General features: G+C 62.4%; 18 protein-coding genes. 4 read left to right on the top strand and 14 right to left on the bottom strand.

Annotation, left to right across the window (positions count from 1 at the left end):
• The first annotated feature begins 111 nt into the window (after positions 1-111).
• Positions 112-1,029 carry an aminoglycoside phosphotransferase family protein gene (locus H7C19_RS25255; RefSeq protein ID WP_185671862.1) on the top strand — a complete coding sequence of 306 codons (918 nt, stop codon included), beginning with the start codon at positions 112-114 and terminating at the stop codon, positions 1,027-1,029.
• 23 nt (positions 1,030-1,052) lie between these two features.
• Entirely contained in the window at positions 1,053-2,249 is a 1,197-nt protein-coding gene (locus tag H7C19_RS25250) for a M20 family metallopeptidase (protein WP_185671861.1), read from the top strand.
• Between the two features lie 165 nt (positions 2,250-2,414).
• On the opposite strand, the gene H7C19_RS25245 is transcribed toward H7C19_RS25250, so the two are convergent.
• From H7C19_RS25245 to H7C19_RS25195, 11 genes are all read right to left on the bottom strand, one after another.
• Complete coding sequence (locus H7C19_RS25245; protein WP_185671860.1) at positions 2,415-3,983, bottom strand: ABC transporter substrate-binding protein; 1,569 nt, start codon at positions 3,981-3,983, stop codon at positions 2,415-2,417.
• Positions 3,984-4,058: 75 nt separating this feature from the next.
• Positions 4,059-5,000 carry a carbohydrate ABC transporter permease gene (locus tag H7C19_RS25240; RefSeq protein ID WP_185671859.1) on the bottom strand — a complete coding sequence of 314 codons (942 nt, stop codon included), beginning with the start codon at positions 4,998-5,000 and terminating at the stop codon, positions 4,059-4,061.
• 16 nt (positions 5,001-5,016) lie between these two features.
• Positions 5,017-5,985, bottom strand: coding sequence for an ABC transporter permease (locus H7C19_RS25235; RefSeq protein ID WP_376775427.1), 969 nt, complete (start codon positions 5,983-5,985; stop codon positions 5,017-5,019).
• A 252-nt stretch (positions 5,986-6,237) separates the two neighbouring features.
• Complete coding sequence (locus H7C19_RS25230; RefSeq protein ID WP_185671858.1) at positions 6,238-8,292, bottom strand: GH39 family glycosyl hydrolase; 2,055 nt, start codon at positions 8,290-8,292, stop codon at positions 6,238-6,240.
• A 167-nt stretch (positions 8,293-8,459) separates the two neighbouring features.
• Entirely contained in the window at positions 8,460-9,644 is a 1,185-nt protein-coding gene (locus H7C19_RS25225) for a sugar-binding protein (protein ID WP_185671857.1), read from the bottom strand.
• A 168-nt stretch (positions 9,645-9,812) separates the two neighbouring features.
• On the bottom strand, positions 9,813-12,371 hold the full coding sequence (locus H7C19_RS25220) for a carbohydrate binding domain-containing protein (RefSeq protein ID WP_185671856.1): 2,559 nt from the start codon (positions 12,369-12,371) through the stop codon (positions 9,813-9,815).
• Positions 12,372-12,659: 288 nt separating this feature from the next.
• Positions 12,660-13,868: an MFS transporter gene (locus H7C19_RS25215; protein WP_185671855.1), complete on the bottom strand. Its 1,209-nt coding sequence runs from the start codon at positions 13,866-13,868 to the stop codon at positions 12,660-12,662.
• Between the two features lie 74 nt (positions 13,869-13,942).
• A complete protein-coding gene (locus tag H7C19_RS25210; RefSeq protein ID WP_185671854.1) occupies positions 13,943-14,224 on the bottom strand; it encodes an ArsR/SmtB family transcription factor in 282 nt (93 codons plus the stop codon).
• Positions 14,225-14,433: 209 nt separating this feature from the next.
• Positions 14,434-16,026, bottom strand: a complete 1,593-nt coding sequence (locus tag H7C19_RS25205) for a response regulator transcription factor (RefSeq protein WP_185671853.1) — start codon at positions 16,024-16,026, stop codon at positions 14,434-14,436.
• Entirely contained in the window at positions 16,001-17,755 is a 1,755-nt protein-coding gene (locus H7C19_RS35545) for a sensor histidine kinase (protein WP_185671852.1), read from the bottom strand. Before H7C19_RS35545 ends, H7C19_RS25205 begins: the two co-directional genes overlap by 26 nt.
• Before the next feature lie 237 nt (positions 17,756-17,992).
• Entirely contained in the window at positions 17,993-18,943 is a 951-nt protein-coding gene (locus H7C19_RS25195) for an aldo/keto reductase family protein (RefSeq protein WP_185671851.1), read from the bottom strand.
• A gap of 144 nt (positions 18,944-19,087) precedes the next feature.
• Here H7C19_RS25195 and H7C19_RS25190 point away from each other — a divergent pair, with 144 nt between their 5' ends.
• Positions 19,088-19,438: a winged helix-turn-helix transcriptional regulator gene (locus tag H7C19_RS25190; RefSeq protein ID WP_185671850.1), complete on the top strand. Its 351-nt coding sequence runs from the start codon at positions 19,088-19,090 to the stop codon at positions 19,436-19,438.
• Positions 19,439-19,659: 221 nt separating this feature from the next.
• On the top strand, positions 19,660-21,387 hold the full coding sequence (locus tag H7C19_RS25185; protein WP_185671849.1) for a methyl-accepting chemotaxis protein: 1,728 nt from the start codon (positions 19,660-19,662) through the stop codon (positions 21,385-21,387).
• A 242-nt stretch (positions 21,388-21,629) separates the two neighbouring features.
• On the opposite strand, the gene groL is transcribed toward H7C19_RS25185, so the two are convergent.
• The 3 genes from groL to H7C19_RS25170 form a co-directional block, all read right to left on the bottom strand.
• Complete coding sequence (gene groL / locus H7C19_RS25180; protein WP_185671848.1) at positions 21,630-23,264, bottom strand: chaperonin GroEL; 1,635 nt, start codon at positions 23,262-23,264, stop codon at positions 21,630-21,632.
• Between the two features lie 80 nt (positions 23,265-23,344).
• Positions 23,345-23,629: a co-chaperone GroES gene (gene groES, locus H7C19_RS25175; RefSeq protein WP_185671847.1), complete on the bottom strand. Its 285-nt coding sequence runs from the start codon at positions 23,627-23,629 to the stop codon at positions 23,345-23,347.
• A 209-nt stretch (positions 23,630-23,838) separates the two neighbouring features.
• On the bottom strand, positions 23,839-25,116 hold the full coding sequence (locus tag H7C19_RS25170; protein ID WP_185671846.1) for a methyl-accepting chemotaxis protein: 1,278 nt from the start codon (positions 25,114-25,116) through the stop codon (positions 23,839-23,841).
• Positions 25,117-25,728 lie beyond the last annotated feature (612 nt).

The raw sequence follows: 25,728 nt of genomic DNA, 5'->3' as shown, positions 1-25,728 counted from the left end.
GTTTTCGTGCCAATTTAACTATAATTATACGACATCATTGCACACAGTTTCATCTCTTGGATGATTATGTTACACTTCGCGGTAGAAGCGAAGCTTCGGGGAGGCGATCGCATGAACGCATTACCGGAAACGTTCGTCCGCACGGTCGGCAGCGTACACGGGGACCAAGGTACCCGCTGGCTCTCGGAATTGCCCGATCTGCTGCGCGAGTGCGAACGGCGCTACGAGCTCCGTCTGCTGCCGCCGTATGAATTAAGCTACAATTATGTGGCCCCCGCCGTGCGCGCGGACGGCTTGCCCTGCGTCCTGAAGCTCGGCGTCCCTTCGGATCCGGAGCGGGCACGCGAGCCCGCGGCGCTCCGGCTGTTCGGCGGCCGGGGCGCCGTAAGGGCGCTAGCCGCCGACGACGAGCGCGGCGTCCTGCTGCTCGAGCGGCTTCTGCCCGGCCGGACGCTGCACAGCGTCGCCCAAGACGACGAAGCGGTGCGCATCGCCGCCGATCTCGTCCGCCGTCTTCGGACGCCGGCCCCCGCGGGAGACGCGGCGGCGGCGTTCCCGACGAGCGCGCAGTGGGCGCGGGGGTTCGAGCGGCTGCGCGCGCGGTTCGGCGGCGGGACGGGCCCTCTGCCGGAGCCGCTCGTCGCGCGCGCCGAAGCCCTATTCGCGAGGCTGCACGCCGAGCCGGACGGACCGGCGCTGCTGCTGCACGGCGACTTGCACCACGGCAATATCCTTTCCGCCGAGCGTGAGCCGTGGCTCGCCGTCGATCCGAAGGGCGTCATCGGCGAAGCCGCCTACGAAGTCGTGCCGTTCCTCCTGAACAACCTGCCGGAGGAAGACGAGGATGCCATGATTCGCCTGATCCGCCGCCGCGTCGCGGGCTTCGCCGAGGCGCTGGGCCTCAGCTCTTCGCGCATCGCGGACTGGTTGTTCGCCCACACCGTCCTCTCGGCGTGGTGGTGCGTGGAAGACGGCGTGGACGGCGCCGAAGGTCAAATCCGCATCGCCGCCCGGCTGGAGAACGACTGATCGATCGAGGAGGAAGACGATAGATGATAATTGCAACTAACGAAGGAAAGGCCCGGGTCCGAGCGACGATCGATGCTTATGCGCCGACTCTGCGCGACATCGCGGCCTACATCGGCGCGAACCCGGAGCTCGGCCACCAAGAGCGGCTCGCCTCCGCGCGGCTGACCGAAGCGCTCGAAGCGCTCGGCTGCGAGGTGACGCGCGGGACGCTCGGGCTCGAGACGGCGTTCATCGCCGAGTACCGCTCCGGGAAGCCGGGGCCGACGATCGCCTTGCTCGCCGAGTACGACGCGCTGCCGGAGATCGGCCATGCCTGCGGGCATCATCTCATCTGCACGATGGCGCTCGGCGCGGCGGCCGGACTCCGGCCGCTGATGGACGAGCTGGGCGGCTGCCTCCGCGTGTACGGCACCCCCGCCGAAGAGACGATGGGCGCCAAGGTCGACATGGCCGCCGCCGGCCTGTTCGACGACGTCGACGCCGCGCTCATGGCGCACCCTTACCACCAGTTCGAGCGATCCGGCTCTTCGCTGGCGATGGACGCGCTGCAGTTCGAGTTCCGCGGCAAGGCCGCGCATGCCGCGGCGAACCCGCAGGACGGCATCAACGCGCTCGACGCCGTCATCCAGCTGTTCAACAACGTGAACGCGCTGCGGCAGCAGACGAAGCCCGACGCCCGCCTCCACGGGATCGTCTCCCACGGCGGCCAGGCGCCGAACATTATTCCGGACTACGCCGCCGCCCAATTCTATGTACGCTCGGCATCCCGCGCATACACCGACGAGCTGGCGCGCAAGGTGACCGCCTGCGCGGAAGCGGCCGCGCTCGCGACCGGCTGCCGGCTGACGACGAGCAACTACGAATATTCGTACGATGAGCTGCGCACCAACGAAGCGCTGTCGGACGCCTTCAACGCCAACCTCGTCGCCTCCGGCATTCCGCCCGAGCGGATCGCTTCCGGCCATGACAACGGCTCGCTCGATCTCGGCAACGTCTCCTTGCGCTGCCCGGCGGTACACGCCTACGTGCAGGTGGTCGATCAGCCCTATACGCTGCACTCGATCGAATTCCGCGACGCCGCGCAGACCGACCGCGCCTACGACGGCATGGTGTTCGGCGCGACGATACTCGCCCTCACGGCGTTCGACGTTCTCACCGACGCCGATCTGCTCGGCCGGATCCGCGAGGAGTTCCGCGAGGCCGCGGCGGCGCAGAAGTAATTTCCGGAGCGTCGGCCGCTATCCTGACGGCCCATTCGCGAATAGGCGGCGTACAGCGTCCATTTTCGTCGCCTCGCCGGCCCCGCCAACGCATGGCGCCCCGCGCCTCCCTTTACCGGGAGACGCGGGGTTTTTTCGCCTTCCTCTTATCGGCTGCCTTTTAGCTTAGCCCTTCGTCTTCAACCACTCGTCGAATTGCTTCTGCTTCTCCGCGATGATCTTGTCGACGCCGGACGCCTTCAGTTTGTCGAGGTACTGAGGGATATACTTGGCCGGATCCACGATGCCCGCGTTCAGCGCGCCGTAGAACTCCTTCGTCACGTTGGCGCTTGCGGCGACTTCGCTCTTGACGCTGTCCCCGTTGAACGTGAAGCCGAGCGCGATCGACGGCTTCGCCGAATCGTTGAACTGCTTGAACAGCTCCCACTTCTGCGGGTTCTCCGTCTCGAACAGATAGTTCAGGAACTGATTGCCCAGCTCCCAGTTCGAGCCGGGATTGAACGTCGAGTTGGCGGCGGTCACGCCGTCCGGGTATTTGATGACGTTGTCGGATACTTTGACGTAGTGCTTGTCTTCGATGCCGTAGTTCACGAGATTGTTCAGCGTCTTGTCGGTATGAAGCAGGTTGATGAGCATCATCGCGCGCTCGGGGTTCTTCGAGGTGCGGGAGATGGCCAGCATGGACCCCGTCGTGTCGCCGGTCGTGATCGTCGGTTCGGTGAGCTCCACTTGCGCGAGCGGCACGCCCACGTTGCGCATGACCTCGTCGGCCGCGCCCGGCTTCAGCGAAGTCGTGTAGCTGAACACTTTGCCGGCTTTGACCAACTCTTCGGCCTTGACCTTCGTCGTGGCGGCGTCCTTGTTGATATAGCCCGCCTGGTACCATTTCCGGCTCATCTCCGCGGCCGCCTTGAACTCCGGCGTCTCCACCTCGTTCAGAATCTTCGTGTCCGTGCCCAGCTTGTGCAGCACGCCGGGGACTGTATTGTCGCCGAGCTTATCCCAGTTCAGGTTCGTGAGCAGCCCGTTCTCGTTGGACACGTAGAACGGCGTCATGCCCGGCTCCTTCTCCTTGATCGTCTGCAGCAGCGGCTCCAGATCCTCGATCTTCTTGATCTGGCTCAGATCCATGCCGTATTTGTCCGCGATATCCTTGCGGACCATCAGCCCGCGCGTCGCCGCGAGCTCCTTGTTCGTCGGGAAGCCGTAGTTGCGGCCGTTCACCTTGGAGCCCGCGAGGAACGCCGGGTTCAGCGCCGCCTTCGCCTCCGGGGCGTACTGGTCGATCAGATCGGTCATGTCCAGGAAAGCGCCCTTGCCGACGTTCACGGTGAAGCCGTTCCAGGCGGCGGTAAAGATGAGGTCCGCCGGCTGCGAGGACGAGATCAGGAGATTGATCTTGTTGTCCCAAGCGCCCCAGTCGACCGGATTGAGGTCCACCTTGGCGTTGATCTTGTCCTTGAGATAGTCCGCGATGGCCGCTTCGACCGCGGCTTCGTCCTTTTGCGGAGAGCCCGGATAGTAGAGCGTCAGCGTCACTTCATCCAGCGGCTTCGCGGAACTTTCCGCGGAGGCGGATGCCGAGGCAGACGCGGACGGACTGGCAGCCGGAGTCGCGGAAGCGGATGCGGACGAAGACGCGTCTTTGTCGTTGCCGCCGCAGCCCGCCAATGCGGCTCCGAGCGCTACCGGTACGAGGATGGTCGAGAGAAGCCCCTTTTTTGCGATGGTCATGCTTGAATACCCTCCTAGAGTTGGTTTCCTATGCCAACCGGACAAGCCCCGTATGTGTAGTATAGGGGTCCGGGGTCAGCCTTTGACAGCCCCAATCGTCAGTCCTTTGACAAAATACTTCTGAAAGAACGGGTACGCCAGAATGATCGGCCCGATCCCGACGACGGCCATCGCCATCCGGATCGATTCGCTCGGCAGTTGGACCGCGCCCCCGCCTTGGCTGAGCGCCTGCGAAGCTTGGACGTTGGAGGTGAGATATTGGATGTTGAGCATCGTCTTGTACATGAGGTATTGGACGCTGACCGTCTTGTTGTCGTTGATGAACACGAGGCTCATGAACCAGTCGTTCCAGTACATCAGCGTATTGAACAAGCCGATCGTCGCGATCACCGGCAGCGAGAGCGGCAGGACGATGCGCCGGAAGATCTTGAACTCCCCCGCCCCGTCGATCGTGGCCGCTTCGAGCAGCGGCGCCGGGATGGTGGTCGAGAAAAACGTTCGCATGATGAGCACGTTGAACGGCTGGATGAGCATCGGGATGATTAGCGCCCAGATCGAGTTGCCTAGATGCAGATACTTCACGTAGACGAGGTACCAGGGCACGAGGCCGCCGTTGAACAGCATCGTGAAGAAAATGAAGAACGCGAAGGCATGCCGGTAGGGCAACCCGCTGCGCGAGATCGGGTAGGCGAATGCCGCGGTCAGCAGCAGGCTGAGCGCCGTGCCGGCCACCGTGACGAAGATCGAGACGCCGTAGGAGCGGACGATCTGCGTCGCGTCGTTCAACAGCAGATGATAGGCCATCGCGCTGAGCTTGTCGGGGATGAGCTGGTAGCCGTGCTTCAGAATCGACATCTCGTCGGTGAACGAGACGACGATGACGAGCGCGAGCGGGAAGACGCAGGCGATCGTGCACAGGATGAAGATCGCGTGGATGACCGCGTTCGTTCCTCGGGATACGGCGTTGGGCGAATAGGGTCGTTTGGGCGCGGACTTGACCGCGTCGGTTGAGCTCATTAGGGATGCCGCCTCCTTAGAACAGCGCGTTGTCGCGGTTGATTTGGCGTACGATGTAGTTGGAGCCGAAGACGAGCGCGAGTCCGACGAGCGCCTGATACAGCCCCGCCGCGGAGGACATGCCGATGTCGCCCATGACCATGAAGGAACGGTAGACGTAAGTATCGATAACGTTGGTCGTCGGGTACAGCGTGCCGGTATCGAGCGTGACCTGGAAGAACAAGCCGAAGTCCGCGTAGAAAATCCGGCCGATCTGCAGCAGCGTCATGATGACGATGACCGGCATGAGGAGCGGCAGCGTGATGCGCGTGATCTGCTTCCACTTGCCCGCTCCGTCGATCAGCGCTGCCTCGTAATACTCCTCGTCGATGCCGACGATCGCGGCCAGATAGACGACCGTGAAGTAGCCGATGTTTTTCCAGGCGTTGATGATCGGCAGCAGGAACGGCCAGGCGTTCGGCTTGGCATACCAGGAGACCGGGTCCAGGCCGAAGGTCTTCAGCAGGACGTTGTTCACGAAGCCGTGCTCCTCGCCGAGCATCGCGAAGACGAGATAGCTCACGACGACGGCCGACAGGAAGTACGGGAGGAAGAACGCGCTCTGATAGAATTTGGCCGCCAGCCGGCCTCTCAGCTCGTGGAGCAGAATCGCGACGGCGATGGCGCCGATGAGGTTCGTCGCGATGAACACGGCGTTGTAGGCGATCGTATTGCGCGTAATCTCCCAGGCGTCGGAGGTGGCGAACAAGTACTTGAAGTTCTCGAAGCCGACCCACGGGCTGCCGAGAATGCCGTCCTCGTAGTTGATCTTCTTGAAGGCGATCAGGATGCCGAACATCGGCAAGTAGTTGTTGACGATCACGAGCGCGATCGTGGGGATCATCATCAGGTACAGCGTGCGGTAGCGCCGCATGCGGCGAAGCGCACCGCCCGATGACGCCTTCGTCCGGCGGCCGGGCGCGGGGACGGGGTTGACTGGGTTCATCCGATCTCTTCTTTCTGTGCATGGTGGATAAGGCTATGTTCTAAGTATAGAAACCGCGCCCCGCCCCCTCTACGCACGGAAGTGACATGAACGACGTTCTGGTGACTTGCCCGCTTCCCCGTTCGCGGCGCCCCGGGCGACTCCCTTCTCAGCCGCGCCCTCTCCGCGGCCGCCGTCATGCGGCCCATGGCAAAAAGCGGCCGGGCAAGGTCCCTAGACCCTGTCCGGCCGCTTCTGCCGTTCCTTCGTCCGTTAAGGCAGCGTTCCGTTCGTAATGACGAGATCGTCGATGTAGCCGCGATACTGCCCGGTGCTCGCCGGCCGGTCGTAGTTCACGAGGATGCGGTCGATCGTCTTGCCGACCAGCCCCGGCGCCGTGCCGATGTTAATCTTGATGGGCGTCCAAGCGTTCAGCGGGATGGCGCCGCCGTGGCCGCCGTTCGGATGCACGCCGTGGCCGTCATAGTCGAGCAGGCCGCTGTCGCGCAGCGTCGTCCCGTCGGTCGTGACGAAGTCGATCGCCGCGTAGCGGGCGTTGTCGGTCTGCGGATACAGCCAGTAGCCGAGCTTCGTGCTTGCCGTAATCGGGATGTTGACGGCGAATATCTTGCACTTCGCATAGGAGACCGTCGCGCTGTTGTCCGTCCCGGAGAACATGAGCGTCGCGATGCCGGTCCTCGGCTGCTCCTGCCGCGGCGAGCATTCCGGATTGGTGCCGGCCGTATAGCCCGTCACGTTCTGGCTGCCGTCCAGCGTGTCCAGCCAGGTCGGCGGCGCATCCGCGCTCTCGAAGCCGTTGCTGAACAATGGCGTCGTCCCGCCGCCTGAGCCCGGGACGACCTCGAACGCCACGACCGACATCGGCCCGACCGAATAGGCGAAGTTGCCGCCCGAGTAGGTCAGCGTCGTGCTCGCGGTCGGATTCGTGGACGCGTCCAGCTTCCATACGTTGACGGTGCCCGACGAGGAAGCGGCGTTCTGCAGCTGAACCGTCAGGTCGTGCGTCGCCCCCGCGCCCGTCGACGTATTCTTGTTCACGACGATCAGATACGTCTTGCCGGTCGCCGGGTCCTTGGACGAGACGAACTCCAGGTTGTCGTCCGTGCCCGTCTTCGTCGCGGCCAGCTTCTGGCTGCCCATGCGGTTGCCGAACAGCTGATAGGTGTAGTAAGGCTTGTAGGGAGAGTAGTCCGTATTGTTCAACAAGCCGAGCAAGTTGCCGCCCGTCTCCGCCAGATTGTAGTTGGCGAAGATGTCCGCGCCGCCCTTCATCGCGTTCACGATGGCGCTGGCCAGGTAGACGGCTCCGAACTCGTTGTGGTACTTGAGATCATAAGCGGTGCCGCCCGGCTGGTGGCTGATGTTGTATTCGGTCAGGGCCGCGCCGTACAGCTTGCCGGAAGGGCTCTTGAAGACGTTCCCGGGACCGCCCGCTTTGACCGAAGCGACGTCGTCCTGGTAGTTCTTTTTCGTATAGGTCATCCGGTCGGCGTCCGTCACGGAGACCGGCGAAGGACCGTAGTTGTGCCAACTGATCAGGTCGATCTGGCTCTCGAGGTTCTTGGCCGCGTAGGAGAGGAGACCGTTCCCCGCCTGCGCGTCCGTGCCCGCCGCCCCGTCGTCCCAGTTCGAATGGACCGCGCCGATCAGCTTGATCGAAGCATCCTGCAGCTTCATCGCGTTCCCTACCGTCTGGGCGAACGTCTTGTAGGCGCCGTTGTTCCGGAACTTACCGTCCTCCTCGACGAACGGTTCGTTCCACAGCTCCCAGTAGCGGACCTTCTTGCCGCTGCCCAGCGCGAGGTCGGTATTGTAGCGCTTCACGACCTCCTTCATGAACTTGGCATATTCGGTCCAATCCGCCGAGGTGATGGCGCCGTTCGCGTCGCGGGTATGCGCCACGCCGGCCGGGAAGCCGGCCAGGACGAACAGCGGCTCCGCTCCCGCATCGAAGATCGTGTTCAGAATCGCGTCCATGCCGGCGAAGTTCCACGTGTTCGAAGAAGGATACGGATCCCGGCCGTTGTACGTCAGGATCTGGATCGGATTCACGCGTACCAGCTTGATCTTGGCGTCGCCGATCCGCGTCTGGAGCGTCGCGTTGCCCGCCCACCAAGTTCGCTTGTCCGGCGCCCCGACCGCCCAGGCGAACGGATTGACCGCCCCCGCGTTCGACGCCGTATCCACCGCGATCGTCGTCGCGGTCCCCGCATAGGTCGTCTGGCCGGGGAACAGCCCTGCGATCGCGACCGCGGCCGACAAAGCGCCTCCCCACAACATTCGCCTAACCGTCTTCCTGCTCGTCATCCTATCTCCGCCTTTCTCCATTGAATTCGCAGCCTCTATGATCCAAAGGAGAGACGAGGACTGCGCAAAATCCGGCGGCCTTGCAGCTTTGCCGATCATGCCGCGCGGCGTCGCACATGGCTTTACCCCGAAAGCGCCGCCCTCTTCTCCTTCCGCTGCCTAACCCGTCAGTTCAACCACAGGGTGCCGAACAGCGCCGCGTTCTTGGCGCCCCCGATGCCGGAGGACCATTCCATGTATCCCTTGCGGCCGGCCCCGTCGTTGTCGTTCAGCAGGACCGACATCCCGATCGCTTGCCCGGCGGCCGGCGTACCGGCGCCTTCCAGCTCGGCGAACGGAATGCTCAGCTCATAGACGGTCGTCTTCGTCGCCTCGTCCCGCGTCACGGCGATCGCGCCGGACGCCATCGGACCCGAATGCGCGAAGCCCATGCCCTTGTAGATCTGCGGCGCGCCGCCGTCCGGCTTCCCGATCTGCAGTTCGTAAACCTGCGGTCCATATCCGGATCCGCCCGCATTCTTCGCATCGAATGCCAACTGCAACGAGTCCCCCTGCCACATGCCGCCGCCGGACTGCGGCTGGCTCTGCGTATCGTCCTTCACGCGGGCCAGCACATACAGCCGCTGCGCATCCCACTGGAACCGCAGGTCGGCGGACAAGCCCTCCGGCGTCCAGCTCGGACGATACTCCGCGCTCACCTGCGAAGCATCGGCCATGGCAAGGCGCGGCGCCGCCGCCCAGCCGTCTTCGGCGATGCCGTCGATGACGGGCGCCGCTTCCCCGATCGCCTGAGCCGTGACGGCGTCTAGCCTGGCGGCGAACGGAATCGTCTCGGTGCCGGAGACGACCGCGCCGGTCACGTTTAGCGCGCCCTCGGCCTTCGTGCCCGGCAGCGGCGCGAGCGTATACGGCACGCTCACGGTCTGTCCCGGCGCCACCTCGACATTCGCAGGCGCAGCGAGCGTCGCCGTCCATCCGGCCGGCGGAACGAGCGAGACGGTGCCCGCGGCCGGCTCCGCGAGATGATTCGTCAGCCGCACCGCCTTCTTCGTCACTTGAACCGACAGCTTGGGCACGACGCTGAGCGTATACGTCTTCGGCGCCAGCGGCCGTCGCTTGGCGGTATCCGTCACGGTCGCCGTATAATCCCCGATGCCCGCATCCGTCTTCGGCTTGATCTGGAACGACACGGTAGCGGTCGAATACGCTTCGACCCGGTACGGCTTCGACATCGCCGCGGACGAGGCGAACCAGTCCGCCGGCAGTCCCTCCACCCGGAGCGTTCCGTCCAGCGCCTTCGTGCCGTAGTTGAAGATGTCCACGGAGAACGTCCCTTCGTATCCCCGCGTCAACGAGGCGTTCCCGCGCGCGTGATAGGGGCTCTTCGTCAGCCAGGCGACGGCGGGATCGCCGGGTTTCTGCCGATTCGCATCGGAACCCGGCGCGTCTGCCGCCTTCGCCGCGGCACCCCGGAGCGCTTCCCGCAGCTGCCCCGCGACGTAGACGGGCTCCGCGCCGATCTAGACGCGCACCAGCCCGCCGGAGGAGGGCAGCGTGCTCGCGTTGCCGTACGGATCGTAACGCGTCAGCGTCTTGCGGGACGGCAGCGCGACTTCCGCGGCAGGACCGGCGGTCCACAAGGCGATGACGTCCTCGTCGCCGCCCCGTCCTTCGTAACCGAGCGCCTCGACGCCCTCTCCCAGCCCGAGTCTGCCCGCGTACGCATGGCCGCCTACGATTCGATTCAACGCGGCCACGGCGGGATAGATCGGCTTTACCTCGCCGCCGACGTTAGCATCGGCGAGGCCGAACTCCGTGTCCGTCGCGATATTGAACGAGTAGAGCGTGTTCGTCTTGACGCCGGCCGCGAGCGCCAGCAAGTAGCCTTTGACCGTGTACAGCGCTTGGTTCGCCAGCCCCTGCTCGTCGGACCGCCAGCCCCATTCGGTCAGCCAAACGTCCTTGCCCGGCACGATTCCCTTCACGCTCTCGATGTCGTTGACGAAGGCATGCCCCGCTTCCGGATCGCCCGCCTGATACGGGTGTATCACGATCGCGTCCGTATAATCGCCGGCGCCATACGCCGCGAGCTCCTTCAAAAACGCGGCGCCCGTCCCCGACAAGCCGCTCATGACGACCGTCGCCTTCGGATCGGCCCGCTTCGCCGCCAGATAGCCCGCCTTCAGCAGCTCGGCGTAGCCTTCGGCATCGTGCGCCGGCCGGTAGAAGCCGTCGAGATTGGGCTCGTTCCAGATCTCCCAGCGGTCGATCCGGCCCTTGTACCGCGACACCGTTTCATAGACGTAGTTCGCGTATTCCGTCAACGTCCTCGGCGGATAATGCTCGCGCATCTCCGCTCCTTCGGGTCCCGTGCTCGCCCATTTCGCCGAATAGGCCAGCAGCCCGATCATGCGAATGCCGCGCGAGCGGTTCGCTTCGACGATCCCGTCGTAGAGCGTCCAGTCGAAGACGCCTTTCCGCGGCTCGATCGTGTCCCAGAGGAAGTCGTTGCGCACGACGGCGGCGCCGGACAGCCGGATGAGCTCCGCTTCCTGGGCGCGCAGCGCATCCGAAGTCAGATAGTCGTAATGCGTGGAGAACCCCATCAGGGCTTCCCCGCTCTTGCTCCCTCCGCTCCCTCCGCCCTTGCGCGCTTCCAGGGCCGGATCGGCGACGCGGGCGAACGCCGCCCGACGGACCGAGGCCGTGCCGCCGTCGTCTCCGCCGACCGATGCTTCGACCGTAAAGTAACCGTACGGGCCGACGGCGAAGGCGATCTCCGCCTCCGCGCTGCCGCCAGCCGGGACGGACGCCGGATCGACGCGCCCCGAAGCGACCGCAGCGCCCTTGTCGTCCTTGACGACGTAGGCGACCGGTACGGCTGCGGCTTCGTCCCCGCCGTTCGTCAGCTTCGTCCGGAACGTCACCGCATCGCTGGCGAACACCGATCCCGGCACCGCCGCGCGAAGCTCGGCCAGCGCCAATCGCGCGGGCGCAGCGACCGGCGGCAGCAGCCCGCCTTTATAGAAAGTGAAGTCGTCCAGCACGAAGCTGCCCGTCCGGTTGTCCTCCGGGCTCAGGTTGATGCCGTCGACCCGGTCCCAGTCGAGCCGTCCGTCCCCGCTCCCGCCGTTCGGCGCGAGCTCGTCCGCTCGAATCGTTACCGGCGTCCAGGACGCGCTCCCGACGTCGATCACCTTCGCGAACTTGTCTCCGCCGTCCTTCTCCTCCACGCCGACCGACAGCCGCTGGGGCGTCCCGTCGCCGCGGATCATGAACCGGATCGCTTCCGTCCCGGCCGGCTTCCAGTCCGCGGGCAGGAAGCCGTGCGCCACGAGTCCCCAGCCTTGCCCGGAGCGCGTATAGTTCACCTGAAGCCCCTGTCCGCTGACGCCGGCCGCCGCCGTCTTCGTCACCGCGCTGCCCTCGCCGGCCCACAGCCCCCAACCCTGGAACGCATCCGGATCGAAGCCGTTCGCAAGGCTCGGCTCGTACGCGCCGAAAGTCACGTCGTCCAGCAGCAGCGAGCCCGCCCGATTCTCTTCGGGGCTGATGTTCAGCGAAGCGACCTTGTCCCAGTCGAGCACGCGGTCGCCTCCGCCGTCCTGGTATTCCAGCTCCGACGCGGGAATCGTCACGAGCGTCCAAGCATCGCCTTCGATCGCGACGAGCTTCCGGAACTTGTCCCCGCCGTCCTTCTCCTCCACGCCGATTGAGAACCGCTGCGCCGTCCCGTCTCCTTTGGCATAGAATTGGAGAGTGCGCGTCCCGGTCAGGTTCCATCCGGCCGGGAAGTCCGCGTGCGCCACGAGTCCCCACCCCGCCTCCGAACGATCGTAGACGATCTTGACCGCCTTGCCCTCCACGCCGTCCGCCTCTTGCTTCGTTACCGTGCTGCCCTCCCCGGCCCACAGTCCCCAACCCGCGAACGCATCCGGGTCGAACGAATTGGCCGCCAGCACGCCGCCCGTCTCCGCGGCGGCCGCCGGCTTTCCTCCCGCAGCCCCCGCATACGGGACTGCGAGCAGCACGGCCAGCGGCCAGACGGCCCAACGAACCCGCTTTCGCTCCTGCTTCATGTCCTCTCCCCCTTGGTCGGCTATCGTCCGCGTCATCCATCCGTCGGAAGATGCTTCCTCCATTGTAAAGGGGCCTGCCCGCCTTCCACTATGGAAAGCGGTTACTATTTGAACGTTTCCGTGACTTCATGCGTCGGTCGCCAAGCGCACAAAAGACCGTTCCCATGCCGGAACGGCAAGGGAACGGCCTTTCTCTATCGCGAACGGTTCGGCGGGGCGGCGCGCCGCGAAGCCCGTGCGCTTCGGCGCATCTCCGGCCGCGCCGGACGTTCCCGCCTTCCCGGTGAATTAAGCCCCCGCGCCCTGCAGCGGGCACTCGTCCGGCTCGTTCCGCACCTCGCGGGTACGCAGGCGGCGGGAACGCGCGAGCGTCGCCGCCACCGTCCCCCCCGCGACCGCGACGCTCGCCGCGCCGATCCAGGCGATGGAGGTCAGGGAGATCCCTTCGACGACGAGACCCCCGACGCCCGCGCCCGCGGCCATCGCAAGCTGCAGGACCGACGTGTTCAAGCTGAGCATGATGCCGGAGGCTTCCGGCGCCAGCGTCAACAGATGATACTGCTGGGTAGGGCCGGACGACCAAGCGGAGAAGGCCCACAGCATCAAGAGCGGGAACAGGACGGCCGGAGACGGAGCGGCGAGCGCCAGCAGGACCAAAGCAATCGCATGAATCGTCATGCCGCTGACCAGCGTGCGGCCGAACCCCCAGCGATCCGTGCTGTATCCGCCGAGCTTCGAGCCGATCAGGCTGGCGATGCCGAAGGCGAACAAGCCGACGCTCACGCCAGCTTCCCCCATGCCCTTCACTTCGAGCAGGTAAGGAGAGATATACGTGTAGGCGATCGCATAGCCGCCGATCCAGAAGAACGTCACCGCCAGCGCCACCGCGATCCGGGGCTGCTTCAACAGCGCCAGCTGGCGGCGAAGCGGCACGGGCTCCTCGCCTTGCGTATTCGGAATGGCGTACGCGATGACGAACATGGCGGCGATGCCCAAGAGACCGATGCCTCCGAAGATCAGCTTCCAGTCGTATGCGGAGGCGATAACCCTGCCGAGCGGCACGCCGATGATGAGCGAGGTGCTGAAGCCCATGACGAGCGTCGCGATGGCGCTGCCTTGCCGTTCGGGCGGCGCAAGCTTGGAGGCGACGGTGAGCGCCGTCACGACGAAGACGCCGGTGCTGAGCGCCAGGATGATGCGCGAGCCGAGCAGCACCCCGAATCCCGGAAGGGCGAGGACGACAGCGTTGCCTATGACGAATACGCCCAGCGCGGCGAGCAGCAGCTTCCGCCGTTCCATCCGGGCTGTAGCGGCCATCAGGATGGGCGTACCGAACGCGTAGGCGAGCGAGAACACGGTAATGAGCTGGCCGGCCGCCGATACCGACACGCCGCTGTCCGACGCGACCTTATCCAAGATGCCGGCGATGATGTATTCCGATGTGCCGACCAGGAAGCTGATGATGGCCAGCACGTAGATTTTAACTGCGTTCGACATGAATTTATTGCTCCTCTCTCCACTCCGCGCTTCTCTTTTTATATTTCTAAAAATATAGAAATAAACTCGAAAAATTATTCCAGCAAATAGGGCGCAAACTTATGCGCGACTTCGCGGTTCACGCTGTAATAGATATAGGTGCCGTCCTTGCGAAGATCCAGCAGGCCGCAGTCCGTCAGTTGCTTCAAGTGATGGGACAGCGTCGAGCCCGCCACGGTCTCCAGCTTGCTCATCATGGACGTGCAGCACAGCTTCTGCTCGTCCGAGAGCATGAGCGCGATCTTGAGGCGGGTCGGCTCCCCCAGCGCCTTGAAGATACGTACGGCTTGCTGCGCGTCTGCGCGATCTTCCGACATCGCGTTCTCCTCCTGTCCGGTTTATTTCGATAAGCGTAGAAATAAGATAGCACAGCTTCCCTTGGATGTAAACAGCAAATGCAAGTAAAAACGGCATCGCCATCCTCAGAAGAGGGCGAGACGTTTTTATCGGAGACCATTTAGAAATGGATAAGCGTGAAACTTATAAATTCTAAATGGTCAAAAAGGCGGCGGGTAACCGCCGCCTTTCATTGCTGGTACCGCTTGCGGAACTCCTTCGGCCCGATTCCCACCGTTTTCCGGAACACCTTCGCGAAGTGGGAGATGTTCTGATAGCCGACCGTCTCCGCGATGTCGGATACCTTGCGGTTCGTCTCGACCAGCAGCGTCTTCGTCTTGTTCATCCGCGCTTGCATGATGTATTCCGACAGGGCGATGCCCGTCTCCTTCTTGTACAGCCGAGACAAGTAGGCGGGGTTCAGGAACACGTGATGCGCGATCTCTTCGCGGCTCAGCTCCCCGGTCAGGCGCGCCTGCACGTATTGGTGAATCTTGTCGATAACGGCGCGATTGTCCTGCCCTTGGCTGCGGTATTCGTCTATCGCGTCGGCCACCGCCTGGCGCGCCCATGTCCGAAGCTGGGGGACGGTCCTCGGCGTCTGCAAGGAAGCGAATCGCCCGTAGACGGACAAGCCCCGCTTGTGGAACGCGCGGTACAGCATATGCTTGACCGCCGAGACGACCACGTCGAGCGTCTCCGGCGTCGCCTCGCTCTCCCGGAGACTGGCGAACATCTCCTCCAGCCGGCGGTTCAATGCCTCTGCCTGCCCCGCTTCGAACAGCACCAGCCAATCGTCGGCGGGCACGAACGGAAGCGCGCCCGGCGATAGGCTGCCGCGCGCCTCGCCCACCGCCAGGACGGCGTCGGACGCCGTAACGTTGTCGTGCTCGAGCGCGAGCAGCGTCTCGTAAGCTTCCGGCAAGCCGGGCAGCGTCGCGATTTCCCCGATATAGCAGGAGAGATGGCAGTAGAAGTACCGGTTGCACGCGCCGATCAACGCCGTGCAGCGTTCCTTGAGCGCCTCCTTCCAATCCGCGTCCGCCGTCTGGTCTCCGTACAGAAGCGCCGCCGTCACCCCGCTCCGGTCCTGAATGACGATCCCCTCCGAACCCGCCAGCAGCACCTCCGCCGCCGAGTTGCGGATCGCGTATTCCATGATCTCCTCGTCGCGCGTGTTCAGCTCCTTGTCCCATTGCTCCACGCTGATCAGCACCGGCACGACCGGCCGGCGAATGTCGAGCGGGAGCGCGTACAGCGCGATCGCCGCTTCGATCCGCTCGGCGGACGCCGCGATGCGCCGGCCGAGCAGATCCTGCCAGAAGCGCTCGACCAGGAGCGGTTTCTGCCGCTCCCACTGCGCGTAGTAGTGCCGGTAAGCCTCGCTGAATGCCTTCTGTTCCCGATTCCGGCCGATCTCCTCGAGCGCGCGTACGACGACCGCCTTGAGCTCGTCATAGTCTACCGGCTTGACGATGTAGGCGTAGCTCCCCAGATGAAGCGCCTGCTGCGCATAGCCAAAGTCGGCATGGGCGGTGAGGAAGATCGTCACCGTGTCGGGAAACCGCTCGCGGACCCAATCGAGCAGCTCCATGCCGCTCTCGCCGGGCATCTCGATGTCCGTGATGAGGAGATCGACGGAGCCGCGCGCCATGACGTCCTTCGCCTGCTTGGCGCTGTAGGCTTCGCGAAGCTCCGCGATCGGGACCTCCGACCAGTCGATGCCTTGCGTGATGCCTGCCACCGCGTACTTCTCGTCATCCACTACCAGCACGTTGTACATCGTCCTGTCCTCCTTGGGTCTGTTCGTACGCGGGCGGTCCGGGCAGCAGAATCCGCACTTCGGCCCCCTTCGGCGCCGCATTGGCGAAGCGGATCTCGGCTGCGCCTCCGAAGCTCAGGTTCAAACGGTGAATGACGTTCCAGATGCCGATATGCGTGCCGTCCGCCTCCCGCAGGTAGCGGCCCGAATCCAGCTTCTCCAGCTGCTCCGCCGGGAAGCCGGCTCCGTTATCCCTCACGACGATCGCGAATCGGCCGTCATCCGCCGCTTCGGTACGGATGAGAATACGGAACGAACTTTCCTCCATATTCAGGCCGTGTACGATCGCGTTCTCCACGAAGGGCTGGATCGTCAGCGCCGGAATTTCGACATCCCCCCAAGGCGCGCGCAGATCGAATTCATATGCCAACAGATCGGGATAACGCAGCTTCTGGATCTCGAGGTAGTTCTGAATATGCTTCACCTCTTCCTCGACGGTCACGGAGGTGCGGTTCGTGCGGATCGTGAACTTGAAGTAATCCGCCAGGTAGAGCGACAGCTTCTGCACCTGCTTGAACAGCTTCAGCGTCGCGAGGTTGTAGATGATATGGAGGCTGTTGAGGTAGAAATGCGGGTTGATCTGCACCTGCAGATGCTTCAGCTCCGCCCGCTTCACCCGCAACTGCTCTTCGTAGACGTCGATCTTGAGCTGATGGATCTGTTCGGCCATATGGTTGAACGTGGCGGCGAAGAACGACAGCTCGCTCGATTTGTTCAAGGCCAGCCGGAATTCGAGGTCGCCGTGAATGATCCGGCGCATGCCCCGCATGAGATCGCCTAGCGGCCGGAACAGCACGCTCTTCAGCCAGAGCACGTACAGGATGAGCACTAGCGCCGCCACGGTCGGGATGATCCAGGCGGTCCATTGGAAGAACGGCAGCTTCTGCAGCAGATTGGCTTCGGGTACGAGGACGACCACCCGGATATCCGACGCGCGGGATTTGGTGCCGACGACGAGATAGTTGCCGTCCTGGGCGCCGAGGATCGCGTAGGAGCGGTCCAACTGCGCGAATCTGGCGCCGAGGGAGGAGAACGCTTCCTCCGTGATCGAGGCGGGCGTCAGCGGCTTGCCTTGCGGATCGACCGCGATCGCCTCGCCCCCGCCGCCCAGATTGAGCTGCCGGAACGGATCGAGCAGGCGGTTCAGGTTGATCCAGGCGCCGAGCGAGACGTCCTCCGTCACCGGGACGGCCATCGTCAGTCCGTAAGCCGAGCCGTTCCGCAGAATCTCCCACCTGGCATTCGGGTTGAATCCGCTTTCACGGACCCAGGCGGCGAGGCTCCCGAAATCCTGATAGTTGCCGTTGCTCAGCGTCAGGTCGTCGTTCGTCCGCGAATAGACGTAGAAGGTGTCGATCGCGTTGTAGAGCGCGAGGTCGTCGCGGAACCGGTTGATGATGCGCACCTTCCGCATCTGGTATTCTCCGTCGTCATAGCCGTACAAGTTCAGCGAAGTGACGTCGGGATCGTTGCCGGCGCGGTTGAGCAGATACTTGCCCGTGTCCTCGAGCGTCTGGTCGACTTTGCTCTGGACGAACAGGTTCACGAGGTCGCCGTTGCTCGAAGCGACTTTCTCCCGTACGACTTGAATGGCGTAATGATTGTTGTACAAATGATAGACGACGAGCGGCGCGATCACCGCGACGATGCCCGCGATCAGCTTGAACTGCAGCGATTTCTGGAAGTTCACGGCGCTCGATCCTTTTCCGACCGGATGGTTAACAACGATTATTTCACGAACGGACGCAAGCTGTCTATGGCCTGCGGTAACCTTTTGGACGTTTTGGTGACGTATCCATTCTCTTGCCCGGCGATAACCCGGCGCCGGCAGATGCGCCCGGAACGCGCGGAAGCCGCCCAGTGGACTCCCTGCGGGATATCCACGGACGGCTTCCGATCGTTCCTATTCGGACAGATCGTGCGGCGATTAGTTGGATGCCGGCGCGAAGACCGCTTCGACGGCTGCGAGCGTGTCGGCGGACAGCGTCACGCCGGATGCCTTCACGTTCTCTTCGACCTGCTCCGGACGGCTTGCGCCGACCAGCGCGCTGGCTACGTTCGCTTGGCGCAAAATCCAGGCAAGCGCCAGCTGGCCGGTCGTCAGATCGAGCTCCTTCGCGATGGACGCGAGCTGCTTGACTTGGCCGATCTTCTCTTCGGTGATGCCGTTCTTCACCCACTCGAGCTTCGAAGCGCGGCTGTCGGAAGGCAGCGCCGACGCGCTGTCGTACTTGCCGGTCAGCAGCCCCTGCGCGAGCGGGGAGAAGACGACTTGGCCGATGCCTTGCTGCTCGCCGAGCGGAATGATCTCCTTCTCGATGTATCGGTTGAACAGGTTGTAGATCGGTTGGTTGACCACGATCCGGTCCAGCAAGTACTTGTCCGCCGTTCCGAGCGCTTCCGCCATCTGAGCGGCCGTCCACTCGCTGACGCCGACGTACAGCACTTTGCCCTGGCGCACCAGATCGTCCAGCGCGCGGAGCGTCTCGTCGACCGGCGTCTCCGGATCGAAGCGGTGGCAGTAGTAGATATCCACGTAGTCCGTGCCGAGCCGCTTCAAGCTGGCATGCGCCTGCTCGGTCACGTGCTTGCGGGAGAGACCGCGGTCGTTCGGGCCTTCGCCCATCGGCCAGAACACTTTGGTGGCGAGGACATAGCTGTCTCTAGGATATTCTTTGAGGATGCCGCCCATGACGATCTCGGCGGCGCCTTTCTCGTAGACGTTCGCCGTATCGAAGAAGTTCACGCCGAGCTCGTAGGCTTTGCGGATCGCTTGCGCGGCGCGCTCCTGCTCTACGTAGCCGCCGTAAGTAAGCCAACTGCCTAAGCTGATTTCGCTGACCTTCAGTCCAGTACGTCCCAAACGACGATATTGCATGGATGATGATCCTCCTCTATATAAGCGTGTTTATGGCTCTAGGTGACATTGTAAACGTTTCAGTATACAATTTAAAGAAGTGAAATCTTCGTCACTTAATTATATCAACTATACTAACTTACAATAAGAAAGGAAGTTTGCCGCATGACTACCGTACGACGCCCTTCCTCCTCCTCCATCCCGAACGATCCGATCTGCATCGAATGTTCGATCGAGCGAACGCTCGAGGTGCTGAACGGCAAGTGGGCCTTCCTCGTGCTCCGCGAGCTGTTCGACGGCCGGAAAAAGCGGTTCGGAGAGCTGCAGCGGCTGATCCCCGCCGTGAGTCCGCGTGCGCTTACCAGCACGCTCCGGCACATGGAGGAACGCGGCGTGCTCATCCGGACCGTCTATCCGACCGTACCGGTAACGGTCGAATATACGCTGACGCCCAAAGGGGAGGATCTCCACCAGATCATCCGCGAGATGAAGCTATGGTCCGCAAAATGGACGTAGCGACGTTATCGCCTTATTTATCCAGGTTATTCCCAGCTTAGGCATTCGGCTGGGAATAACCTTTTTTTATTTCATTTTTTTTGGCAATTCGCGGTTTCACAGGCCGAACGGCTCTACAAAAAGCCGATTCCCTTCCGATAAATACAGATAGGCCTGCGAGCAGACGGGTTTCCATCTTGCCCAACTACAAAGCGCCACATTGATCAGGGAGTGGAAGTCACATGTACATTTCGGTTAAAGTCAGGTTGATTCTGATGTTATGCGTTCCCCTCCTGCTATTTGCCGTTACGGCGGTCTATCTGCTGGAATCCAACTCGGCGAATGTACGCAAGATGACGAACACGCTGTACGACACCGCCTATCAATCTTCCTCGTTGGTCCAGAACGCGGATCGCGACATGTATCAGGCGCTCAGCGAATATCAGCGCATTCGCCTGGGCAACCTCTCGCAAGCGGACCGCAAGAAAGCGATGGAAGAGTTTAACGGGAACGTAAAGGAAGTCAATGATGGAGTGACGGAAGTGCTGGCCATTCTGGACAAGCAGCACCTGAGCAATCTGAGACATGCCGAGACGTACGAGAACGTCTCCGAGGTGATCGACCGGATCAAGAACGGATTCGACGTGTGGGCGAAGCAGGCGATCGTGAATATGCAGACCGCCAAGGTGAACGAATCGCAGGAGGATATGCTGCTGGCCAAGTTCGAGCAAGGCCGTGCCGGGATCAACACCTTCAGCGAGATCATCGATCAGTATACGGTCGCCCAGACCGATGACATGAAGGCGAAGAACAAAGCTTCTTCGGCTGGCGTCTATACGGCCGTCATCATCGAATGGCTCGTCTTCATCATCGCCGGCAGCCTGCTGATCCGCCATTTGAGCCGGACGATCAGCAACGTCTTGAACAAGACGAAGCAGATATCCGGGGGGAATCTCGTCTTCGAAGCGCAGTCCAAATACGCCAAAGACGAGCTCGGGCAGATCAATCGGTCCGTCGACGGGATGATTCAGAAGATGCGGGAGCTGATCGGCGGCATCTCCGGACATACGGAGACGGTAGCGAACTCCTCGCGAGAGCTGGCTGCCAGCGCCAAGGAGTCCGCGGCCGCGACCCAGCATGTCGCCGAGAACATCCAAGACGTGACGACGCAAGTCGAGGTCCAGTCGACGATCGCCGAGGAGTCGAGCCGCGCGATGGAAGAGATGGCGATCGGAGTGCAGCGCATCGCGGAGAATACGACCGCCATCGCGGACCATACGTCGGGCACCTCCCGGCAGGTCGATCAAGGCAACGAGCGGGTGCAGACGCTGAAGCAGCAGATGCACGATATTCTGGAGGCGATCCAGCACCTGTCCCGCATCGTCGAATCGCTCACGGTGAAGTCGGACAAGATCGGCCAGATCACGGAGAACATTACCGGCTTCGCGAATCAGACGAACATCCTCTCGCTGAACGCGTCGATCGAAGCGGCGCGCGCGGGCGAGCATGGCCGGGGCTTCGCCGTCGTCGCCCAAGAGATTCGCAAGCTGGCGGCAAGCTCCCTCGAGTCGGCGGAAGTCATCAACGGGCTCATCTCGGAGACGCGCGACGAGATCTCGAACGCTTCGGCGTTCATGGATACGACGCTGAACCAATCCGAAGTAGGCAGCCGCATGATGGAGGACGTCGAGCGGGACTTCGACGCGATCCTGCGCTCGGTCAGACAGGTCGCGGCGCAGGTGCACGAGACGTCCGCGATTACGCAGCAGATGTCGGCGAGCTCCGAGGAAGTCTCCGCCGGCATGGAGCAAGCCTCGACCTCCGCGCTCGAGATCTCCGGCAAGGCGCAGACCGTCGCCGCCGCGACGGAAGAGCAGCTCGCGCTGGGCGAGAGCATCTCGCACGCGGCCGAGCAGCTGCAGGAAGTCGTACGGAACCTGAGAACCTCCGTCAGCTACTTCAAGCTGTAAGCCGGGAAGCTTAGCCGAGCCGTCAGAGCGAGCTTCAAGCTATAGCCGAATCTTACTGGCGACAACGCCAAACAGCCCGTCCTCATCGGTAAAGGGCGGGCTGTTTATTTGTCGTTTCGGGGGGCGCCCCATGAATGCGAGGTGCGATGCCGTCTCGCACAACGGTCGGCGCCCACAAAAAAGGGACTGTCCCTAGGTCCGTTTATGACCTTTTGGGACAGCCCCCTCTTGGCATTCGCGAATTAGAATCCGCCCATGCCGCCCATGTCGCCCATGCCGCCAGGCATGCCCGCAGGGGCTTTGTCTTTCTCCGGCTTGTCGGCGATGACCGCTTCGGTCGTCAGGAACATGGCCGCTACGGATGCGGCGTTCTGCAGCGCGGAACGCGTCACCTTCACCGGATCGATGATGCCGGCTTCGAACATGTTGACCCATTCGCCGGAAGCCGCGTTGTAGCCGACGCCTACCGGTTCTTTCTTCAGGCGCTCGACGATAACGGAACCTTCTTGGCCCGCGTTGGCTGCGATCGTGCGGATCGGCTCTTCCAGCGCGCGCAGGATGATGTTCACGCCCGTCTTCTCGTCGCCTTCCGTCTTCACGGCGGCAACGGCGTTGTATACGTTAACCAGGGCGGTACCGCCGCCGGATACGATGCCTTCTTCGACGGCGGCGCGCGTAGCGTTCAGCGCGTCTTCGATGCGCAGCTTGCGCTCTTTGAGTTCCGTCTCGGTCGCGGCGCCGACCTTGATGACCGCTACGCCGCCGGCCAGTTTAGCCAGACGCTCTTGCAGCTTCTCGCGGTCGAAGTCGGAAGTCGTCTCTTCGATTTGCGCTTTGATTTGGTTGACGCGCGCTTTGATGTCGTTCGTGTCGCCGGCGCCGTCGACGATGATCGTGTTCTCTTTGTTGACGCGCACTTGGCGAGCCGTACCGAGCTGTTGAACGGAAGCGGACTTCAGTTCGAGGCCCAGTTCTTCCGTGATCACTTGGCCGCCCGTCAGCGCCGCGATGTCTTGCAGCATCGCTTTGCGGCGATCGCCGAAGCCCGGAGCTTTGACTGCTACGCAAGTGAACGTGCCGCGCAGACGGTTGACGACCAGCGTCGCTTGGGCTTCGCCTTCGACGTCTTCCGCGATGATCAGCAGTTGCTTGCCGGATTGTACGACCTTCTCGAGGATCGGCAGAATCTCTTGGATGTTCGAGATCTTCTTGTCCGTGATCAGGATGTACGGGTTGTCGAGCACCGCTTCCATCTTGTCCGTATCGGTGATCATGTACGGGGAGACGTAGCCGCGGTCGAACTGCATGCCTTCCACGACTTCCAGATCGGTTTGGAAGCCTTTGGATTCTTCGACGGTGATGACGCCGTCTTTGCCGACCTTGTCCATCGCCTCGGCGATCAGTTGGCCCACTTCTTCGTCAGCGGCGGAGATCGCGGCGACTTGCGCGATGCTGTTGCTGCCTTCGACTTGCTTGGAGATCGATTTGAGCTCTTCGACGGCGGCGCGTACCGCTTTGTCGATGCCTTTGCGGACGACCATCGGGTTCGCGCCGGCGGTCACGTTCTTCAGGCCTTCGCGGATCATCGCTTGCGCGAGGACGGTTGCGGTCGTCGTGCCGTCGCCGGCTACGTCGTTCGTCTTGGTCGCGACTTCTTTAACCAGTTGCGCGCCCATGTTCTCGAACGCGTCTTCCAGTTCGATTTCCTTCGCGATCGTCACGCCGTCGTTCGTGATCAGCGGAGATCCGAATTTCTTCTCGAGGACGACGTTGCGTCCCTTCGGTCCGAGCGTTACTTTAACGGCATTGGCCAGGGCGTCTACCCCGCGGAGCATCGCGCGGCGCGCGTCTTCGCTAAACTTGATTTCCTTCGCCATTCTTCAATAACCCTCCTCGAAAATAGTTGCTTTGCTTACGTAAAGCTTGCGCTTGCTTATGTCAGTCGCTTCGAAGACGCTTAGCCTACGATCGCGTGAATGTCGCTTTCTTTCATAATCAAATACTCTTTGCCTTCGTACTTGATCTCGGTGCCTGCATACTTCGAGAACAGCACCCGGTCGCCAACGCTGACTTCCAGCGCCACGCGCGCGCCATCCTTGTTCACCGTGCCGCTGCCAACCGCGACGATAGTTCCTTCTTGCGGCTTTTCTTTGGCCGTATCCGGCAGTACGATGCCGCTTAAGGTCGTTTCTTCCTTGGCGCTTGCTTCGACAAGCACGCGATCACCCAAAGGTTTGATCATGAAAATAGCCTCCTTTTTCCTTCTGAAGTGGAGATGTTTTCTTGCGGTTTAGCACTCGCGATGTCGAAGTGCTAATAACCAATACTTATGATACTGATTTTTTTGATGGTTTTCAAGCCCTTTTCCGTTAAAAAAAGCGGACCCGCATGATCTGCGGGTCCGCGCGGATTCGCACGAATTCCATTGTAGCCCAGAATGCATCCGTTCATTCAAGTGCGGAAGTTGCCGACGAGCGCTTTGAGCCGGGCGGCCATCGTGCTCAGCTTGTCCGCCGTCCGCGCCATCTCTTCGGTCGAGGAGAGCTGCTGCTGCGTCATGGCCGTCACCTGCTCGGAGAAGGCCGCCGTCTCCTCGGTGATTCGCGAGATATCGTTGATCGACTGCTGCACGGACTGGCTGCCGGCCGACATCTCCTCGACCGCGGCGGCGACCTCGACGATATTGCCGCTCAGCTTGCCGACTTCGCCGACGATCTCGCGGAACGAGGACTCCGCATTCCGCATGCCCGAGACGGCGCCGAACACCTGCTCCGCGCTCTGCTCGAACATGGCGGCCGCCTTGCCGATATCGCCGGACATCGCCTCGAGCGTGTCCGCGATCTGCACCGCGGATTGCTGCGTCTGGTCCGCCAGCTTGCGGATCTCGCCCGCGACGACCGCGAAGCCGCGCCCGTGCTCGCCGGCGCGCGCCGCTTCGATCGCGGCGTTGAGCGCGAGCAGGTTCGTCTGGTTCGAGACTTCCGAGATGTACCCGATGACTTCGAGCACTTTCTCCGACTTGTGGTTCAGGCCGCGCACCGTCTCTTGGAGCGAGCGGAACGCCGACTCTACCTGAACGATGTCCGACGTCGTCGTCTGCAGCAGCGCGGAGCCGTCTTCGGCCCGCGTGCGGGTCGACTGCGCCGCGTCGGAGACGCCGGTCGTCGTCGCGGCGACCTGACCGAGACCTTCGATCGTCTCGTGCATGACGGCCGAGATCTGCTGGGACTGCGACACCTGCGTCTCGGAGCCGGCCGCGACCTTCTCGACCGCGCGGGAGACCTCGCTGCTCACTCTCGCGTTCTCGTCCGCCCCTTGCTTGAGCTGGATCGCCGCGGCGGCCAGCTCCGCCGTATTGTCGCGGAGCTCCTTCATCATCTTCTGCAAGCCGTCCAGCATGCTGTTCGCCGCTGCCGCCAGATCGCCCACTTCATCCTTGGAATATACATGAATGCGGCGGGTCAGATCGCCTCCGGAGGTCGCGATGTCCTTCAGCGCCCCCGTCACGCTGCCGATCGAATTCAATAGGCTGCGCGAGATGCTCAGCAGTCCCAGGCCGCATCCGACGATCAGGACGGCGAAGATCACGACGATCTCTATCAATAGAGCCCCGTGATCGGACAATGCCGAAGAAGTAAGAATCAGCACCAACGCCAGCACCAATAAGACGACAAACCCCACATAACCAAGTAGAAACTTACGCCCCAATCCGACACCCGAACTGCGCATCCTTTCGCTCTCCTCCCGGAATGTAGCCAATACTTCAAGCCTAGTCCAAATTGCCGTGACAAGCACTATCAGATTACCACATTTTTCATCTCAGTAGTGTCGAAATGTGTCGAATGTGTAAGCGTTTTAGTAAAATTTCGTCGATGTGTGGGGGACGCGGGTTTTCCGCTTTATTTCGTTCGATCCCCCGCCCCCGCCGCCAAGAAGACGGTTTTTCCGCTCTATCTCGCCCCAGTGTGCCCAAATGCCGCGACGAGCACACGATGAGCGCCGCCGAGCCCTCTTTCCACAAAAAACACGCATGACCTTACCAGGTCACAGGCTATAATGAAAATTGCGACAGGTTATAAAAGGATCGCACAGCGGCGTATCCGGCCTTTACGACTGCAACGATAAAATCCACATGGTCTATCTGATTCTTATTTGGTGGTACGCGGACATTCTGACGTTCTAAGCACCTATTGTTCCGTCATCATAGATTTGTCGAACCTCCAGACCTCCAGACCTCCAGACCTCCAGACCTCCAGATCTCCAGACCGACAGACCTCCGCACCTCCAGACCTCCTGACCTCCAGACCTCCGAATCCCCAAACCTCCGGACCCCCAACGCCG

The sequence above is a fragment of the Cohnella nanjingensis genome (assembly GCF_014212125.1).
Taxonomy (GTDB): domain Bacteria; phylum Bacillota; class Bacilli; order Paenibacillales; family Paenibacillaceae; genus Cohnella; species Cohnella nanjingensis.
Note: the sequence above shows the minus strand (reverse complement) of the source record. Positions and strands in the feature narration are given on the sequence as shown.

Coding starts and splice junctions, on each gene's coding strand:
- H7C19_RS25255 (WP_185671862.1), top strand. CDS start 112: ATGAACGCATTACCGGAAACGTTCGTCCGCACGGTCGGCAGCGTACAC.
- H7C19_RS25250 (WP_185671861.1), top strand. CDS start 1,053: ATGATAATTGCAACTAACGAAGGAAAGGCCCGGGTCCGAGCGACGATC.
- H7C19_RS25245 (WP_185671860.1), bottom strand. CDS start 3,983: ATGACCATCGCAAAAAAGGGGCTTCTCTCGACCATCCTCGTACCGGTA.
- H7C19_RS25240 (WP_185671859.1), bottom strand. CDS start 5,000: ATGAGCTCAACCGACGCGGTCAAGTCCGCGCCCAAACGACCCTATTCG.
- H7C19_RS25235 (WP_376775427.1), bottom strand. CDS start 5,985: ATGAACCCAGTCAACCCCGTCCCCGCGCCCGGCCGCCGGACGAAGGCG.
- H7C19_RS25230 (WP_185671858.1), bottom strand. CDS start 8,292: ATGACGAGCAGGAAGACGGTTAGGCGAATGTTGTGGGGAGGCGCTTTG.
- H7C19_RS25220 (WP_185671856.1), bottom strand. CDS start 12,371: ATGAAGCAGGAGCGAAAGCGGGTTCGTTGGGCCGTCTGGCCGCTGGCC.
- H7C19_RS25215 (WP_185671855.1), bottom strand. CDS start 13,868: ATGTCGAACGCAGTTAAAATCTACGTGCTGGCCATCATCAGCTTCCTG.
- H7C19_RS25210 (WP_185671854.1), bottom strand. CDS start 14,224: ATGTCGGAAGATCGCGCAGACGCGCAGCAAGCCGTACGTATCTTCAAG.
- H7C19_RS25205 (WP_185671853.1), bottom strand. CDS start 16,026: ATGTACAACGTGCTGGTAGTGGATGACGAGAAGTACGCGGTGGCAGGC.
- H7C19_RS25195 (WP_185671851.1), bottom strand. CDS start 18,943: ATGCAATATCGTCGTTTGGGACGTACTGGACTGAAGGTCAGCGAAATC.
- H7C19_RS25190 (WP_185671850.1), top strand. CDS start 19,088: ATGACTACCGTACGACGCCCTTCCTCCTCCTCCATCCCGAACGATCCG.
- H7C19_RS25185 (WP_185671849.1), top strand. CDS start 19,660: ATGTACATTTCGGTTAAAGTCAGGTTGATTCTGATGTTATGCGTTCCC.
- groL (WP_185671848.1), bottom strand. CDS start 23,264: ATGGCGAAGGAAATCAAGTTTAGCGAAGACGCGCGCCGCGCGATGCTC.
- groES (WP_185671847.1), bottom strand. CDS start 23,629: ATGATCAAACCTTTGGGTGATCGCGTGCTTGTCGAAGCAAGCGCCAAG.
- H7C19_RS25170 (WP_185671846.1), bottom strand. CDS start 25,116: ATGCGCAGTTCGGGTGTCGGATTGGGGCGTAAGTTTCTACTTGGTTAT.